Origin of the sequence: Stenotrophomonas acidaminiphila (assembly GCF_014109845.1) — a bacterium.
GTDB classification, from domain to species: Bacteria; Pseudomonadota; Gammaproteobacteria; order Xanthomonadales; family Xanthomonadaceae; genus Stenotrophomonas; species Stenotrophomonas acidaminiphila.
This window is the reverse complement of sequence record NZ_CP043567.1, coordinates 938,956-953,952: the sequence shown is the minus strand read 5'-3', so window position 1 is coordinate 953,952 and position 14,997 is coordinate 938,956. Positions and strand designations below refer to the sequence as shown.

At 70.4% G+C, this 14,997-nt stretch carries 16 protein-coding genes and 1 pseudogene; 8 read left to right on the top strand and 9 right to left on the bottom strand.

Annotated elements, in window-relative coordinates; genetic code table 11:
* Positions 1 to 315: 315 nt before the first annotated feature.
* The 4 genes from F0P95_RS04375 to F0P95_RS04365 all read left to right on the top strand — a co-directional run bounded on the left by F0P95_RS04375 (position 316) and on the right by F0P95_RS04365 (position 3,043).
* Positions 316 to 642 (top strand): carboxymuconolactone decarboxylase family protein, encoded by a 327-nt coding sequence (locus tag F0P95_RS04375; protein WP_182335823.1) that lies wholly within the window; start codon positions 316 to 318, stop codon positions 640 to 642.
* 10 nt (positions 643 to 652) lie between these two features.
* Positions 653 to 784: a hypothetical protein gene (locus F0P95_RS17650; protein ID WP_269150863.1), complete on the top strand. Its 132-nt coding sequence runs from the start codon at positions 653 to 655 to the stop codon at positions 782 to 784.
* Positions 785 to 923: 139 nt separating this feature from the next.
* Positions 924 to 2,603: an electron transfer flavoprotein-ubiquinone oxidoreductase gene (locus F0P95_RS04370; protein ID WP_182335822.1), complete on the top strand. Its 1,680-nt coding sequence runs from the start codon at positions 924 to 926 to the stop codon at positions 2,601 to 2,603.
* Between the two features lie 26 nt (positions 2,604 to 2,629).
* Positions 2,630 to 3,043: a c-type cytochrome gene (locus tag F0P95_RS04365; RefSeq protein ID WP_182335821.1), complete on the top strand. Its 414-nt coding sequence runs from the start codon at positions 2,630 to 2,632 to the stop codon at positions 3,041 to 3,043.
* Between the two features lie 50 nt (positions 3,044 to 3,093).
* Here the strand turns inward: F0P95_RS04365 and F0P95_RS04360 are convergent, their stop codons facing one another.
* The 4 genes and pseudogenes from F0P95_RS04360 to F0P95_RS04345 form a co-directional block, all read right to left on the bottom strand.
* Complete coding sequence (locus F0P95_RS04360) at positions 3,094 to 5,010, bottom strand: alpha/beta hydrolase family protein (RefSeq protein WP_232528759.1); 1,917 nt, start codon at positions 5,008 to 5,010, stop codon at positions 3,094 to 3,096.
* A gap of 122 nt (positions 5,011 to 5,132) precedes the next feature.
* Positions 5,133 to 5,794 (bottom strand): annotated as a pseudogene (locus F0P95_RS04355) (endonuclease); the annotation flags it as partial.
* A gap of 266 nt (positions 5,795 to 6,060) precedes the next feature.
* Entirely contained in the window at positions 6,061 to 6,480 is a 420-nt protein-coding gene (locus F0P95_RS04350; RefSeq protein WP_182335820.1) for an H-NS histone family protein, read from the bottom strand.
* A gap of 313 nt (positions 6,481 to 6,793) precedes the next feature.
* The gene (locus F0P95_RS04345) at positions 6,794 to 7,570 is read right to left on the bottom strand and encodes a glucose 1-dehydrogenase (RefSeq protein WP_182335819.1); all 777 of its coding nucleotides are present in this window, start codon (positions 7,568 to 7,570) and stop codon (positions 6,794 to 6,796) included.
* Positions 7,571 to 7,922: 352 nt separating this feature from the next.
* Between F0P95_RS04345 and F0P95_RS04340 the strand changes: the two genes are divergently transcribed.
* Positions 7,923 to 8,495: an OmpO family porin gene (locus F0P95_RS04340; protein ID WP_182335818.1), complete on the top strand. Its 573-nt coding sequence runs from the start codon at positions 7,923 to 7,925 to the stop codon at positions 8,493 to 8,495.
* Between the two features lie 223 nt (positions 8,496 to 8,718).
* Here F0P95_RS04340 and F0P95_RS04335 read toward each other — a convergent pair whose 3' ends face one another.
* The 5 genes from F0P95_RS04335 to F0P95_RS04315 all read right to left on the bottom strand — a co-directional run bounded on the left by F0P95_RS04335 (position 8,719) and on the right by F0P95_RS04315 (position 11,798).
* On the bottom strand, positions 8,719 to 9,747 hold the full coding sequence (locus F0P95_RS04335) for an NAD(P)H-dependent glycerol-3-phosphate dehydrogenase (RefSeq protein ID WP_054662261.1): 1,029 nt from the start codon (positions 9,745 to 9,747) through the stop codon (positions 8,719 to 8,721).
* Positions 9,748 to 9,766: 19 nt separating this feature from the next.
* Complete coding sequence (secB, locus tag F0P95_RS04330) at positions 9,767 to 10,279, bottom strand: protein-export chaperone SecB (protein WP_104937701.1); 513 nt, start codon at positions 10,277 to 10,279, stop codon at positions 9,767 to 9,769.
* Positions 10,280 to 10,383: 104 nt separating this feature from the next.
* The gene (locus F0P95_RS04325; protein ID WP_054662255.1) at positions 10,384 to 10,821 is read right to left on the bottom strand and encodes a rhodanese-like domain-containing protein; all 438 of its coding nucleotides are present in this window, start codon (positions 10,819 to 10,821) and stop codon (positions 10,384 to 10,386) included.
* A gap of 64 nt (positions 10,822 to 10,885) precedes the next feature.
* On the bottom strand, positions 10,886 to 11,314 hold the full coding sequence (locus F0P95_RS04320; RefSeq protein WP_182335817.1) for a hypothetical protein: 429 nt from the start codon (positions 11,312 to 11,314) through the stop codon (positions 10,886 to 10,888).
* Positions 11,315 to 11,339: 25 nt separating this feature from the next.
* Entirely contained in the window at positions 11,340 to 11,798 is a 459-nt protein-coding gene (locus tag F0P95_RS04315; RefSeq protein ID WP_182335816.1) for a YiiD C-terminal domain-containing protein, read from the bottom strand.
* A gap of 47 nt (positions 11,799 to 11,845) precedes the next feature.
* Here F0P95_RS04315 and F0P95_RS04310 point away from each other — a divergent pair, with 47 nt between their 5' ends.
* The 3 genes from F0P95_RS04310 (at position 11,846) to F0P95_RS04300 (ending at position 14,968) form a co-directional block, all read left to right on the top strand.
* Positions 11,846 to 12,631, top strand: a complete 786-nt coding sequence (locus tag F0P95_RS04310; protein ID WP_182335815.1) for a uroporphyrinogen-III synthase — start codon at positions 11,846 to 11,848, stop codon at positions 12,629 to 12,631.
* A 97-nt stretch (positions 12,632 to 12,728) separates the two neighbouring features.
* Positions 12,729 to 13,709, top strand: a complete 981-nt coding sequence (locus F0P95_RS04305) for a uroporphyrinogen-III C-methyltransferase (protein ID WP_182335814.1) — start codon at positions 12,729 to 12,731, stop codon at positions 13,707 to 13,709.
* Positions 13,706 to 14,968: a heme biosynthesis HemY N-terminal domain-containing protein gene (locus F0P95_RS04300; protein ID WP_182335813.1), complete on the top strand. Its 1,263-nt coding sequence runs from the start codon at positions 13,706 to 13,708 to the stop codon at positions 14,966 to 14,968. The genes F0P95_RS04305 and F0P95_RS04300 overlap by 4 nt, the downstream gene beginning before the upstream one ends.
* Positions 14,969 to 14,997: the final 29 nt, after the last annotated feature.

Here is a 14,997-nt window from a genome sequence, read left to right as displayed (position 1 = left end):
CGGCCCACCGGCCGCACCGCTCTGGCGTCTGCCGGCCGGTGCAAGCCGCACCCGCTGCCGCCGCTCCGCGCGGACGCCGCTGCACCTCCACGCAATGCCGGCCCCGGCCGCGCGTGTCTCCGGGAAAGCTCCCATCCATGGCGGCCGCAATGGCGGCGCGGCACCGGCACACGCCGGAGATTCCCACCCGGCGGCTCCCCGGCGGACGACGATGGCGGCGGCGAGGTCCGGCGGGTCCTCATGCCGTCGGCGATGCCGATATCATGCCGATGCGCCCAGGCGTTGCACGGCGCGACGCCCACATAGGAAGGTCCCATGAGCGTATCGAAAGCATTTGCCATGTTCATGCGTGAAGCGCCTGCCGTCGCCGGCGCCTGGCGCGGGGTCGCCGACGCACTGGATGGCAGCGGCGCGCTGGACGGTAAAACCGCCGAACTGGCCTATATCGCAGTGCTCGCCGCCACCGGCAACAGCTCCGGCATTCCGTTCCACGTACTGTCGGCAAAGGCGCAGGGGGCATCGCGCCAGGAAGTGCTCAGCGCGGTGCTCGTGGGCCTGCCCGCCGCCGGCGCGGTCGTGATCGGCGCGCTTCCGGCCGCCCTGGAGGCTTACGATGGGAACGACCAACAAAGCCTGGCATAAGCACAACCGCATGCCACGCAATGCCACGTTCCAGCAGCGCGTCGCCTGGCACCTGGCGCACGCCGCGGCGTGCGGATGCCGCCCGATGCCACCTGCCATCGTCGAGTTCCTGAAGGAACACGGGCCACGCGACAGCGCCTGACGCACCGCCCCGGCCATGCGGCAGCGGCAGCGGCTACGACCCCTGATTCCGCGCGGATTGGAACATCGCCGCCGGGTCGGTGAAAATGGGCGTTCAGCCCGTCGCCACGCCGTCGCCGGCCCCAGCCAAGAGTCCCCGCATGAATACTGAAGCCTCCTCCGCCCTTCCGCCGCGCGAAGCGATGGAGTTCGACGTGGTGATCGTCGGCGCCGGCCCGGCCGGCCTGGCCACCGCCATCCGCCTGCGCCAGCTGGCAGTGGAGAAGGGCCAGGAACTGTCGGTGTGCGTGCTGGAGAAGGGCTCCGAGCCGGGTGCGCACATCCTGTCCGGCGCGGTGATGGACCCGCGTGCGCTGGCCGAGCTGTTCCCCGACTGGCAGGCCAAGGGCGCACCGCTGAAGCAGGCGGTGACCCGCGACGAGTTCCTGTTCCTGGACGCCACCGGCGCCAAGGCCACTCCCAACTGGCTGCTGCCCGAGTGCTTCCAGAACCACGGCAACTACATCGTCAGCCTGGGCGAGGTGACGCGCTGGCTGGCGCAGCAGGCCGAGGCGCTGGAAGTGGCGATCTTCCCCGGCTTCGCCGCCGCCGAGGTGCTGTACGACGACAACGGCGCGGTGATGGGCGTGGCCACCGGCGACATGGGCATCCACAAGGACGGCACGCCGGGCCCGAACTTCGAGCGCGGCATGGAGCTGCATGCGCGCTACACGATCTTCGCCGAAGGCGCGCGCGGCCACCTCGGCCGCCAGCTGATCAGCCGCTTCAAGCTCGATGCAGGCAAGGATCCGCAGTCCTACGGCATCGGCATCAAGGAGCTGTGGCAGATCGACCCGGCCAAGCACGAGCCGGGGCTGGTGGTGCATGCCGCCGGCTGGCCGCTGGACGACGATACCTACGGCGGCGCGTTCCTGTACCACGCCGACGGCGGCAAGGTCTCGATCGGCTATGTGGTCGGGCTGGACTACCGCAACCCGTGGCTGAGCCCGTTCGAGGAGTTCCAGCGCTTCAAGACCCACCCGTCGATCCGCAAGCACCTGGAAGGCGGCAAGCGCATCGCCTACGGCGCGCGCGCGATCACCGCCGGCGGCATCCTGTCGCTGCCCAGGACCGTGTTCCCGGGCGGCGCGCTGGTCGGCTGCGAGGCCGGCTACCTCAACGTCAGCCGCATCAAGGGCAGCCACGCCGCGATCAAGACCGGCATGCTGGCCGCCGAGGCGGCGTTCGAGGCGCTGGTGGCCGGCCGCTCACGCGACGAACTGGCCGCCTACCCGGAGGCGTTCGAGAACAGCTGGCTCAAGACCGAGCTGCTGCAGTCCAAGAACTTCAAGCAGTGGTTCAAGAAGGGCCGTACCCTGGCCACGCTGATGACCGGCATCGAGCAGTGGCTGCTGCCCAAGCTGGGCGTGCGCAACGCACCGTGGACGATCCACCGCGCCAAGGCCGACCACGAGTGCCTGGAGCCGGCCAGCAGGCACGCGAAGATCGAGTACCCGAAGCCGGACAACGTGCTGACCTTCGACCGGCTCAGCTCGGTGTTCCTGTCCTCGACCAACCACGAGGAAGACCAGCCCAGCCACCTGACGCTGAAGGATCCCACGGTACCGGTGCGCATCAACCTGGCCGAGTACGCCGGCCCGGAAGCGCGCTACTGCCCGGCGGGCGTGTACGAGTTCGTCGGCGAGGGCGCGGACACGCGCCTGCAGGTCAACGCGCAGAACTGCGTGCACTGCAAGACCTGCGACATCAAGGACCCGACCCAGAACATCGTGTGGGTGACCCCGCAGGGCGGCGGCGGCCCCAACTACCCGGCGATGTGATGCGCCACGGCGCCCGGCCCCGGGGCATGGATGCCGTGGCGGCGCCGCTGCGGCGCCTGTCGCTGGCGGCGGCCTGCCTGGTGCTCGGCGCCTGCGGCCAGCGCGATGCGTTCAACCACGCCGCCGGCGCCACGCCGCATCAACGCGAGCTGGAGCGCGCCTTCGCCATCTGCGCGGGCTGCCACGATACCCGCGCCGACCTCGGCCACCGGGTCGGGCCCAACCTGCATGGCGTGATCGGCCGGCGGGCCGGCACCGCGCCGGGCTACGCCTACTCCGGGGCGATGCGCGCCAGCGGCATCGTCTGGGATGCGCGGACCCTGGATGCCTTCCTGGCCTCGCCGCAGAAGCAGGTGCCCGGCACCCGCATGCCCAACGCGACGTCCGACCCGCAACGCCGCAGGGCGGTGATCGAGTACCTGTCGGAACCACCGCGCTAGCCGGGCGGTGCGACCACGCCGGAGGCGGATGGTCGCGACCGCGACCGCGCTCAGCTTCCGATGTGTTCGCGCAGGAATTCCTCCAGCGCGCGGTAGAACGCGATGCTGTTGTCGTCGTTGTAGAAGCCGTGGCCCTCGCCCGCAACCGCCATCCAGCGCGGCGCGTTGCCCGCCGCGACCAGCGCCGCACGCATGGCGTTGGCCTGTGCGATCGGCGTGCGTTCATCGCGTTCGCCATGCACCAGCAGCACCGGCGCCTTGATGCCCGCCGCCAGGTTCGCCGGCGAGTTCGCCAGCAGCTCGTCGTCGCTGCGGCCGATCACCCGCTCCAGGTAGTTGCGCCCGTAGGCGCTGTCCTTGATGTCGCCCTTCCTGTACATCATCTTCAGGTCGTAGACGCCGGCCAGGCCCACCGCGCAACGGATCCGCCCGGGTGCGCGCGCGGCCAGCATCATCGCCGAATAGGCGCCGAAGCTCGCGCCGTACGCGCAGACCCGCTGCGGATCAGCCAGCCCGGCGGTCACCGCATGGTCCAGCCCGTCCAGCAGGTCCTGCTGGATGCGCGTGCCCCACTGCAGGTAGCCCAGGCGCTCGAATGCACGCCCGCGCCCACCGCTGCCGCGGTAGTTGACCTGGAGCACCAGGTAGCCGCGGTTGGCCAGGAACTGCGCGTCGGTATCGTAGAACCAGTCGTCGCTGACCCCATGCGGGCCGCCATGCGGCAGCACCACGACGGGATGGCGGCGACCGTCGCCATCGCGCGGAATCGTGAGCATCGCCTCCAGTTCGACCCCGTCGCTGGCCTTGAAGCGCACCGGGCGCCGCTCGGCCATCAGTGCCGGGTCGATCCCTTCGCGCGACGCCAGCACCTTCTCCAGCTTGTTCGTCGAACGCTTCAACACGTACCAGCTGCCGGGGTCGCGGTCGCTGGCGATGTGCACCAGCACCACCTGGCCATTGCGGCTGACATCGACGAAGGTCACGTGCTGCTGCGGCAGCAGTCCCGCCAGTGTCCTGTGCAGTTCGGCCTCGGGGCGGCCCGGGTCGAAGTAGACCAGCCGCGGACGGCCACCCTGCGCCGCGGCGGCGAACGGTATCGATGGATGGCCGGTCCACTGCGTCAGGCCGACGCTGGAAAAGCCATCGCCAACGAGCACCTCGGCATTGCCGCCATCCAGGTCGCTCAACACCAGCTGCGACGGCCCGTCGGCGTGGCTGAGCGCGCCATACACCTGGGTGTTGTCCGCCGAGAACGACATCGGCGTCCACACGCTTCCGGCCTGCGGCGGCGCCAGCGGCTGCCAGCGCCTGCCGTCATCGGACCGGTACAGGAGATGGGTGTCCTCGTCATCGCGTCCCCATGCATAGCGCGCGACGCCGTTGCGGTCGATCACGAACTCCAGCTGGGGCACGTTGATGTCGGCGATGAGCTTGAATGTCGGGCGCTGCGTATCGACCACGTAGAGCATGGACGAGGTCGGGTTGCGCTTGAGCTGGCGCATGTAGAAGCGGCCATCGTTGCTCTCGGCCACGCTCTCGATGTAGCCGAAGCCGCGATCCAGGCCGGCCGCGGCGTTCTGCTGCTCGTAGCCGTAGATGTAGCGCTGGTTCTGGCCATCGAAATCGCTGGCGATGATCTCGCCGGTGGGCAGCGGCTTCTCCAGCGAGCCGTACTTGCGGCCCTTGGCCACGACCAGGCGCCCGTCACCCACCCACACGATCTGGAACGGGCTTTCGTAGCGCGGCAGGCGCAGTACCGCCATCCGCTGCATGTCCGACAGGCGCAGCACCTGCACGGCGTGGTTGCCCTGGCCGAAATCGGTCGAGAGCGCCAGGTAGTCGCCGGTCGGCGACAGCCGCGGCATCGAGAACGGGCTGGCCTTGGCGAATGCCTCCACCGGCAATGCCTGGGCCTGTGCCGACGGCACCCCCGCCATGCCCGCCAACGTCCCTGCCAACAGCAACACGAGCCCGCACCATCCCCTTCCCATGACAACACTCCAGAAGCCACGTAGTGGCCGCAGCGTAGGCCAAAGACCGGTTCCCGGGAAGGGCGCGGAGGGGCCCAGGACGGCGGCGCATCGCCGGCGCCACCGAGTGCCTGGCACCGGGCACAGAAGAACGTGCGGCGCGGTGTCCTGCCCATGTAGAGCTTGCTGATCGGCCCCCCACAGGCCGGGCAGGTCCGGCGGGTATGCACCTGCCAGTGCTTCTTCAGCACGAACGCGCGCTTCCAGGCGAGGAACTCGAAACTGTACCGGCTTGCCTGCGCGATCAGCTGGCCCAGCCTGCGAGGCGGCAGGTCGCCGACGCGGGTAGCCGGATGCACGCGGATGCGGAACAGCACCTCGTTCTTGATGATGTTGCCCACGCCGGAGAATACCTGCTGGTCCAGCAACGCATCGCAGACCTGTGTGGCGGGCGCGGCCTCGAGCCTGCGGCGGGCCAGGGCCGGGTCCCGGCAATCGCTCATCACGTCCGCGCGCCAGTGGTACACCTGGTCCAGCGGCTGCTCGATGAACATCACCGAGCACGCATAGACGTTGAGCTCGTCGTTGTCGAAGCGCAGCGCTGCCCGGGGGCTGCCGGCTTGCGCTGGCCGACCAGCCAGCTGCCGAACATCATCAGGTGGATGCGCAGGCTGAAGTCATCCCACTGCAGCAGGAAGTGCTTGCCCCAGCTGTGCACGAAGCAGCCGGTGAACCGCCCGGCCGCCTCACGCAGCAGCACGATCGACGGCCCTTCAGGCATGACGCCCAGCGCACGTCCGGGCAGCGGATCCGTACGCTGACGCCAGGCGCCTGCGAGGGGGTAACAGCATCAGACGGAGAGGAATGCGTGGTGACATGGGCGCTCCTGATGCGGAGCGGCCACCGTCCCATCGCGTTTGTCATGCGCCGGTGAACCGGCGTAGGTGCGGGCGTGAAGCCAGCCACTCCGACCACCACCGCCCGTGGCGCCTGGTGCGTGGGCAACGGATGCCGGCCGCGGCGCCACCGCGCGCCGCGCCGCGGGACTCAGCTGTGCTTGACCAGCCGGCGCCGGCCGGTGGCCGCCTGCGCCTTCGGGGTGAGCCTGGCCACGCCCGGGATCAGGAAGTCGGCCACGCTGCGGCCGTGCTTCGTCTTCGCCGCAAGCCAGCGTGGCATCCGGCCGCGGCCGGTCCAGGTGTTGCGGCGATTGTCGGGGTCGCGGTACTTCGGCTCGACCTTGCCGCGCTTGCGCCGGGCGCGGGCCTTGGGTTCCGGGGGCGCCGTGGCGGCGTCGGTCCCGAAGATCTCCTCGATCGCGTACCCGGCAGCGCGTGCCTGGGCCGCCAGCAGGCGCCTGATCTGGGCCGCGGGCGGGCGCTCGGTGAGGGTCGTGTGCCGCGCGCGGGCGTCACGGATCAGTGCGTCCAGTTCGCGGACGCTCAGTGGGGTCAGGTCGATGGGCATGGGGCTAGCCTCAGTTCGGGCCGCACGGGTGTCAAGGAATGATTGCACCTGCACGCAGGGCCCGCTTTGGCTCCCGCCAGGCAGGATCGGTCGCCGGGCCGGCACCGCGGCGGGCGACGCCTGCTCCACGGCGCCGCGCGGCAGCGGCATCGCGTGGGACGCGCGGTCCCGCGGATGCCTTCCTGGAAGCCCCACAGGCGGGTACCGGCCCCACTCATGCCCAACACGACGTCCGCCCCACGGTACCGCAGGGCGGTGCTCGACTACCGGTCATCGCTGCCGGGGCAATCCGCGGTGGCAGCCGCATGCCGCTTCAATCCAGGGTCTGCACGCCACCGCCGTTGACGAACAGGATCTGCCCGCTGACCCAGCTGGAGATCGGCGCGGCGAAATACAGCACTGCCCCGGCGATGTCGTCCGGCTCGCCCAGGCGCCTGATCGGCGTGTGCGACAGCATCCGCTGCTCGATCTCCGGGGTCAGCACCGTCGCCAGCGCCGCGGTGCGCACCGCGCCGGGGCCCACGGCGTTGATGCGGATGTTGTCCGGGCCGTAGTCATGGGCCAGGTTGGCGGTCATGTGGTTGATCGCGGCCTTGGAGGCGGCATAGGCGCTGATGGCCGGGCTCTTGTTGATCGAACTCATCGAGGACATGTTGATGATCGAGCCGTAGCCGCCCTTCTTCATGTGCGGGGCGCACAGCTGGGCCAGCCGCCACGCGCTGAACACGTTGATCTCGAACGGCCGCTCGAACTGCTGCACGGTGATCTCGAACGGGCTCTCGCGCCCGGCGCCGCCGCCGCCGGCGTTGTTGACCAGGATGTGGATGCCGCCCAGTGCGGCGGCGGTGCGCTCCACAGTGCGCACCAGGTCCTCGTCCTTGAGTACGTTGCATTCCAGCGCCAGCGCCCGGCCACCGTTGGCGCTGATCTCGGCGGCCACGCTCTGGGCATCGGCCAGCTTCAGGTCGGCGATCGCCACCGCCGCGCCATGGGCGGCCAGCATCAACGCACTGGCGCGGCCGATGCCGTTGCCGCCGCCGGTGACGATGGCGGTCTTTCCAGTGAGATCGAACAACGGGTTCGGGTTCATGGGCGTCTCCTTCCGGGTGGGGGCGCGCGCCCGCTCAGGCCGGGCACGTCCCGGTCAGGCCAAAGCGGTGCCCGGCCCGGGCCGGTTGCCGGGCGCGGAATCAGCACTGTGCCGGAGCGGGAGGAAATCCGGGGTGAAAGCGCCACCGGCAAGCGCCAGCGGATCCGGTGCCGCTGTCCGGCAGCCCGGTTGGAGGAACCGCCGGGAAGTTCCCGGCGGCGCCATCTAATTTATGTACTGGTCAGTTTGATATTCAGGGGCGATTCCGTTGGCTAACGGATAATTCACACCTGTCGACCGGCAAGCCGCATCCGCCGGGTCGATCAAACCAAAATAAAAAAGGTAATCCGTAATGAAGACTTCCCTGATCGCTCTGGGCCTGCTGGCCGCCCTGCCGTTCGCTGCGTCGGCGACCGATGGCCTGTCCTACAACTACGTGGAAGGTGGTTACGTGAACACCGATGCCAAGGGCGGCGACGCCGATGGCTGGAAGGTGAAGGGTTCGGTGGCGGTGCACCCGAACTTCCATGTCTTCGGCGACTACAGCGCCCAGGAGACCGACAAGTTCAAGAATGACGTCGACCAGTGGCGCGTGGGCGTGGGCTACAACTACGGCGTGGCCCCGAACACCGACCTGCTGGCCCGCGTGGCCTACCAGCGCTTCGACCTGCAGAACGCCCCGACCCTCAACGGCTACAGCGCCGAAGTCGGCGTGCGTACCGCCTTCACCCCGATGATCGAAGGCTATGCACTGGCCGGTTACGAGGATTACAGCAAGAAGGCCGGCTACAACCCGGACGGCGAGTTCTACGGCCGCGTCGGCGCCGCCGCCAAGTTCAACGCCAACTGGGGCGTGAGCGGCGAAGTGAAGCTGGGCAAGGGCGGCGACAAGGAGTGGTTCGTCGGCCCGCGCTTCACCTGGTAAGCCATCGCGACATCGTTTCAAGGGCGCGTGCTCTCTCTCCCCCGCGCCCCCGGAGCCCGGTCTTCCCCGACCGGGCTCTTTCTTTTGCGCCCGCGCCGGCAACGGCGCCGCGGCTCCGGCAAATGAAGCGGAATGCGCGCTTGCGGCCGGGCCTTCGGGCACCTGCAAGTGAGCAACAAAAAGCCCGGCATCGCCGGGCTTTTTGTTTCATCTTCGCCGATTTCTACTTGAACAGCGTTTCCGGGTACTCCGGCTTCTGTTCGCGCGCCAGCAACTGCTTCAGGCCCTCGGAGGGGCTCAGCTCGCCGTGCAGCACCGACTGCACCGCCTTGGAAATCGGCAGGTCGATGCCGTGGCGGCCGGCCTGGCGCATGACCTCGTCGGCGGTCTGCACCGACTCGACCACCTGGCCGATCTCCTTCACCGCCTCGGCCAGGCTCTGGCCACGTCCCAGCGCCAGCCCCAGCCGCCGGTTGCGCGACAGGTCGCCGGTACTGGTCAGCACCAGGTCGCCCAGCCCGGCCAGGCCCATCAGGGTCTCGGGCTTGCCGCCGATGGCCGCGGCCAGCCGCAGCATTTCGTTCAGGCCACGGGTGATCAGGCCGGCGCGGGCGTTCAGGCCCAGCTGCATGCCGTCGGCCACACCGGTGGCCACCGCCAGCACGTTCTTCATGGCCCCGCCCAGCTCGGCACCGACCATGTCCTCGCCGGTATAGGCGCGGAACGCCGGGCCATGCATCGCATCGGCCACCTGCTGGGTGAAGTCGGCATCGTCGCCGTGCACAGTGATCGCCGTGGGCAGGCCCAGAGTGACCTCCTTGGCGAAGGACGGGCCGGTGACCACCGCCAGCGGCACGTCCGGGCCCAGCACCTCGCGCGCGACCTCATGCAGGAAGCGGCCGGAGCCGGGCTCGAAGCCCTTGGTCGCCCAGGCCACGCCGGCACCGGCCGGCAGCAGCGGCGCCAGCGCACGCACGGTCTCGCCGAAGGCATGCGACGGCACCACCACCAGGATCCAGCGGGCACCGGCGACGGTACCGGCCAGGTCGGTGCTGGCGCGCAGGGAATCGGGCAGCGGAATCCCCGGCAGGTACCGGGGATTCTCGTGACGACGGTCGATCGCCTCGACCACGTTCGCGTCGCGCCCCCACAGCACGGTCGGGTGACCATGCCGTGCCAGCAGGCTGGCCAGCGCGGTGCCCCAGGAGCCCGCGCCGAGGACGGCGATCTTTTCCGCGTCGTTGGTACTCATCCGCAGGGATGGACCCGGGTCAGGCGTTGCCGGCCGGCTCGGAGTCGGCCAGCGACGCGCCGTCGGCCTGCTGCTGGCGCTGGCGCAGGGTTTCGGCGTACAGGCCTTCGAAGTTGATCGGCTGCAGGTAGAACGGCGGGAAGCCGCCGGCCTGGATCAGGTCCGACACCATCGAGCGCACGTACGGGAACAGGATGTTCGGGCACTGGGTGCCGAGCAGCACGTCGATCGCCTGCGGCTCCAGGCCGATCAGGCCGAACACGCCGGCCTGCTCCACTTCGGCCACGTAGGCGGTCTTGTCGCCGGCCTTGCAGGTCAGGGTCACGCCCAGCACCACCTCGAAGGCGTTCTCGGACAGGCGCTGCACCTTCTGGTTCAGGTTCAGCTGCAGGTCCGGCTGCACGTTCTCGTTGAAGATGGTCGGCGAGTTCGGGGATTCGAAGGAAACGTCCTTGACGTAGATCTTCTCGACGGTGAACGCCGGGCCGTTGTTGGCTTCGGCCGCGACGGCGTTGTTGTGCTCTTCGGACATTTCTCTAGGACTCCAGAACGGTTCGTTCGTTGAATGGGATTGTTACCAGACCTGCGATGGGGGCGCTGCAGCCCCCACACAAGGGCTTAACCTCAAATGAAGGCTCAGCCGCGGCCCTTCACCAGGGGCAGGTCCGCGGCCTGCCAGGCCGGCAGGCCGCCGTCGAGCACGAACACCTGCTCGAAACCAGCCTTCTTCAGCACCTTGGCGGCATTGGACGAGGCGTTGCCGGTACGGCACACCAGCACCACCGGGGACTGCCGGGCCTGGGCCAGCAGCTTGTGCGACGGGGTCAGCTGGGCCGGCTGCACGTTACGGCTGCCGGTGATGTGGCCCTTCTCGAAGTCGCTGCCCGCCGACAGGTCGATCACCACCGTGTTGCCGCCGTTGATCAGGTGGGTCAGCTCGGCCGGCTTGATCGATTTGAAGCCGCGGAACAGCCGTGCGATCTCGGTGACGATGATGGCGATGGTCAGGCCGGCGAAGGCCAGCGACAACATCGGGTTTCGGCCAGCGAAGGCCAGCAGCTCTTCGTAATTCACTCGGGTCACGGGTAGACAAGCGGGCGGCGATTGTCGCACAAGCCGGCCGCGGGACGGCCAGCCCCTATTGGCCCTGCCACAGGTCCGGCAGCCCCTGGGCCTGCCACCAGCGCTTGGCTTCCGGGTCCCAGCGCCAGCGCTCGGTCACCATCACCGTGCGTTCGGCCAGGGTGTTGCGGTTGATCACGCCCATCTCCACCCGGCGCTCGATGGCACCGTCCGCGGCCACGCCGGTGGAGCGTTCGCGGTAGTTGGAGACCTGTACCTGGCGGTAGCGCTCGCGCTGCAGGTCGGTCAGCGGATGCGCCTGCCAGTAGGCCGGGTCGATGAACCGCTCGGCGGCCTCGAAGTCGCTCCAGCGCACCGCCGCGACGTAGGCTTCCTGGGTCTGGGTGAGCTTGTTGCGCTGGCCGCGGCTGGGGCCGGCGGCCTGGGCGGTCAGGGCCACGCCCAGCAGCGCGGCGATGGCGGACAGGATCAGTCGTCGTTGCATGGCATCTCCCCGGAACCGGACCATCCTACCCTTTGGCCAGGGCCACGAAGCGCCCTTCCAGCTCGGCCGCGCCGCCATCGATCTGCGCGCAGACGCTGATGCGCGCCCGGCCACGCTTGTCGAACAGGGCCAGGAAGCCGTCCCAGTCCTGCGCCGGGGCCGCGCATGCGCTGGCGTCGAGGTCGGCATAGACCGGCGACCGGTAGCGGATGCTGCTGTCGGCGACGTAGACCTCCGCGTCGTGCCCGGCCAGTGCCAGGCGCAGGCTCACCAGCGCCCAGCCGGCCAGGGTCATCACCGAGGCCAGGCTGCCGCCGAAGGCGTTGCCCTTGTCGTTGACGTTGGCCGCCAGCGGCGCGCGCAGGCGCAGCGTGCCGTCGGCGTAGCCGGCAATGCGGATGCCCATGGCCGCGACCGGCGGCATTGCATCGAGGGTGGCCTGCAGGCGCTGCAGCAGGGCGTCGCGGTCGGGGGTATCGGACATGGGGCGTGCGGGAACAGGAAACGGAAAGCGCCCGCATAATGCATGGAATGAACAGCCGCGCCTATGTGCCGGCCGACACGGCCTGGTACCTGATCTCCCTGCGTCCTTCCGGCCAGCACGACGGACTGCGCCGCGCCGCGGCCCGCTGCGGCGCGCGCACGGTGGCGGTTTCGCCGTGGCGGCTGCGCGCCCGCGACGATGCCGCGACCCGCGACCAGCTGCGGCTGGCGCAGGCCTGCGACCGGCTGGTGTTCACCAGTCCGGCGGCGGCCGCGGCCGCGGCGCGGTTGATGCCGCTTGGGCAATTGAAGGCCGGCAGCCTGGTCGCGGTCGGCCAGGGCACCGCCCGCGCGCTGCGCCGCCGGGGCGCAGGCGTCGTGGCGGCGCCCGCGCGCATGGACAGCGAAGGGCTGCTGGCGCTGCCGGCCATGGCCGACCTGCATGACAAACGGGTGGCGCTGGTCACCGCACCCGGCGGCCGCGGCATGATCGCCGCCCAGGTGCAGGCGCGCGGCGCGCAGCTGCTGCGCGTGGACGTGTACGAACGCGTGCCGCTGCAGGTGCCGGCCTCGCTGTGGTCGCGGCTGCAGGCGCTCGATGCCCCCAGCGTACTGGCGGTCAGCAGCGGTGAGGCGCTTGAGCGCGTGCTGCCGCAGGTACCGCCGGCATTGCGCCGCCGCTGGCAGCAGCAGCCGCTGGTCGCCGCCAGCGCGCGGCTGGCGGAACAGGCGACGGCGCTCGGATTCACCCGGGTGCAGGTGGCCGCAGGCCCGCTGCCGGGCCAACTCGCCAGCGCCGCCCGCAACGCCCTGTTCCCGCCCGACGCGCCCTGAACCGTCCGCGCGGCTTGCAGCCGCGCTGCATCGCGGGTGATGCTTGAAGCGCACCGCCGCCGCCCGCTGGGCGGCCTGCCAAGGATGCCGTACCCCCATGAACGACGATTCCTCACCTTCTTCGCGGCGCCCCATGGCGCGCTGGATCATCGCCATCCTGCTGCTGGTCACGCTGGCCGCGGCCGCCTGGTTCGGCTGGCGCAGCTGGCAGGCGGCGCAGCGCACGGCCGAGTACGCCCGCGCCACTGCCGGCCAGCAACTGACCGCGCTGCAACAGACCGTGGAGGCACTGCGCCGCGACCAGCGCGCCAACGCGCGCGCGCTGCAGGATGTCGCCGCCACCAATCGCATCCTGCGCGACGAGGTGCTCGGCCTGGGCCAGCGCAACGCGCTGCTGGAGGAGAACGTGGCGCGCCTGGCCGACCATTCGCAGCAGGGGGCGCAGGCGGTGCGCCGCGAGGAAGCCGAACTGCTGCTCAGCCAGGCCCAGCAGCGCCTGGTGTATGCCGGCGACCTGGACGGCGCCCGCCACCTGTATGGGTTGGCCGCCGGCGTGCTGGAGAGCATGGACAGCCCGGGCTACCTGAACCTGCGCCAGGCGCTGCTGCAGGAACGCAGCGCGATCGATGCGCTCGGCCCCGGCGTGCGGGTGCGCACCGCCGGCCAGCTCGCGCAGTGGGCCACGGCGCTGGATTCGCTGCCGGAGCAGGGCGCGGAGGTGGTCGACGCGCAGCCGGCGTGGTGGCAGCAGATGCTCTCGCCGCTGGTGCAGATCCGCCCGGCCGACCCGCAGGTGCTGGTGGCCCGCTCCGAACGCGTCGCCGCCGGCGACGCGCTGCAGGTCGAACTGACCCTGGCGCGCGCGGCGCTGGAACGTGGCGACAGCGAGGGCTGGCGGCAGGCGCTGCAGCGCGTGGACGGCTGGCTGCTGCGGCTGTGGCCGGATTCACCGCAACGGCGCAGCCAGCGCCATAAGCTGGCGGAACTGCGCGGCATCGACCTGCGCATCGCGCTGCCCGAACTGGGCAGCACCCTGCAACAACTGCGCGCCATGCGCGACGGGAAGGTGGCGCCATGAATGCATTCCGTTCGCTGTTGGTCCTGCTGCTGGTGGCCGCCATCGGCATCCTCGGCGCGCAATGGCTGGGGCAGGAATCGGTACGCGGCATCGGCGAAGTGATCGTGCGCGCCGGCGGCAACGACTACATCGCCACCCTGCCGCAGGCGCTGCTGGCGCTGCTGATCGCCGGGCTGCTGCTGTGGCTGCTGTGGACGCTGCTCAGCGCGCCGTTCCGCAGTTGGGCGCGCTACCGCCGCCGGCAGGGCCGGGCCCGGCTGATCGACGGCCTGCAGGCGCTGGACGGGGGCCAATGGCAGCGTGCCGAGAAGCTGCTGACCAGCGCCGCAGGCGAGAAGGAAGTACGCGCGGTGGCACTGGTGGCGGCGATGCGTGCGGCCGAAGCGCGGGACGACAGCGCCAGCGCCGGCCAGTACCTGCAGCAACTGGGCGCGCAGGATGCGACCCTGCACGCATTGCACAGCGCCGAGCGCTGGCTGCAGCGCGACAACCCGCAGCAGGCCATCGATGCCCTGGACCTGGCGGCCATCCAGCCGCTGCCGCCGCGCGGGCTGTGGCTGCGCACCGACGCGCTGGCCCGCGCCGGCCGCGCCGAGGAGGCCTATGGCCAGCTCGGCGCGCTGCGCCAGCAGCAGGCGCTGCCCGCCGACACCCTGGCCGCGCTGGAAACCCGCCTGGCCCTGCAGATGCTCGACGAAGGCGACAACGTCAACACCCTGGCCGCGCGCTGGGAAGTGCTGCCCAAGGCGCTGCGCGCGACTCCTGCGGCGGTGGCCCGCTACGCCCGCCGCGCGGTGGCGCTGAACTGGAACGACACCGCCCTGCACAGTATCGAGCAGGCCCTGGACAACCACTGGGACGACGGCCTGATCCTGCTCTACGGCGAACTGCCGGTGGACAAGCTCGACTCGCGCCGCGCCAGTGCGCAGCGCTGGCTGCAGTCGCATGCCTCGAGCCCGGCGCTGCTGCTGACCCTGGGGCGGCTGGCGCGGGGCCAGGGGCAATGGACCCAGGCCGAGGAGTTCCTGCACCGCGCCATCGCCCAGGGCGCCGGCGCCGAAGCCTGGGAAGAACTGGGCGAGGGGTTCGCCGCCGCGGGCGATGACGTGCTGGCGCGGCAGTGCCTGCTCAATGCCCTGCACCACCGCCACGGCCGCGCGGCGCAACCGCTGCAGCGGCGCGACCTGCGCCAGCAGATCCAGGACCAGGCGGTGGCCGAGGAACGCGACGCGCACGGCTTCCCGCGCCTGCCGGACTGAGCCCGTAGAATCCGCCGCCCGTTCCTGCC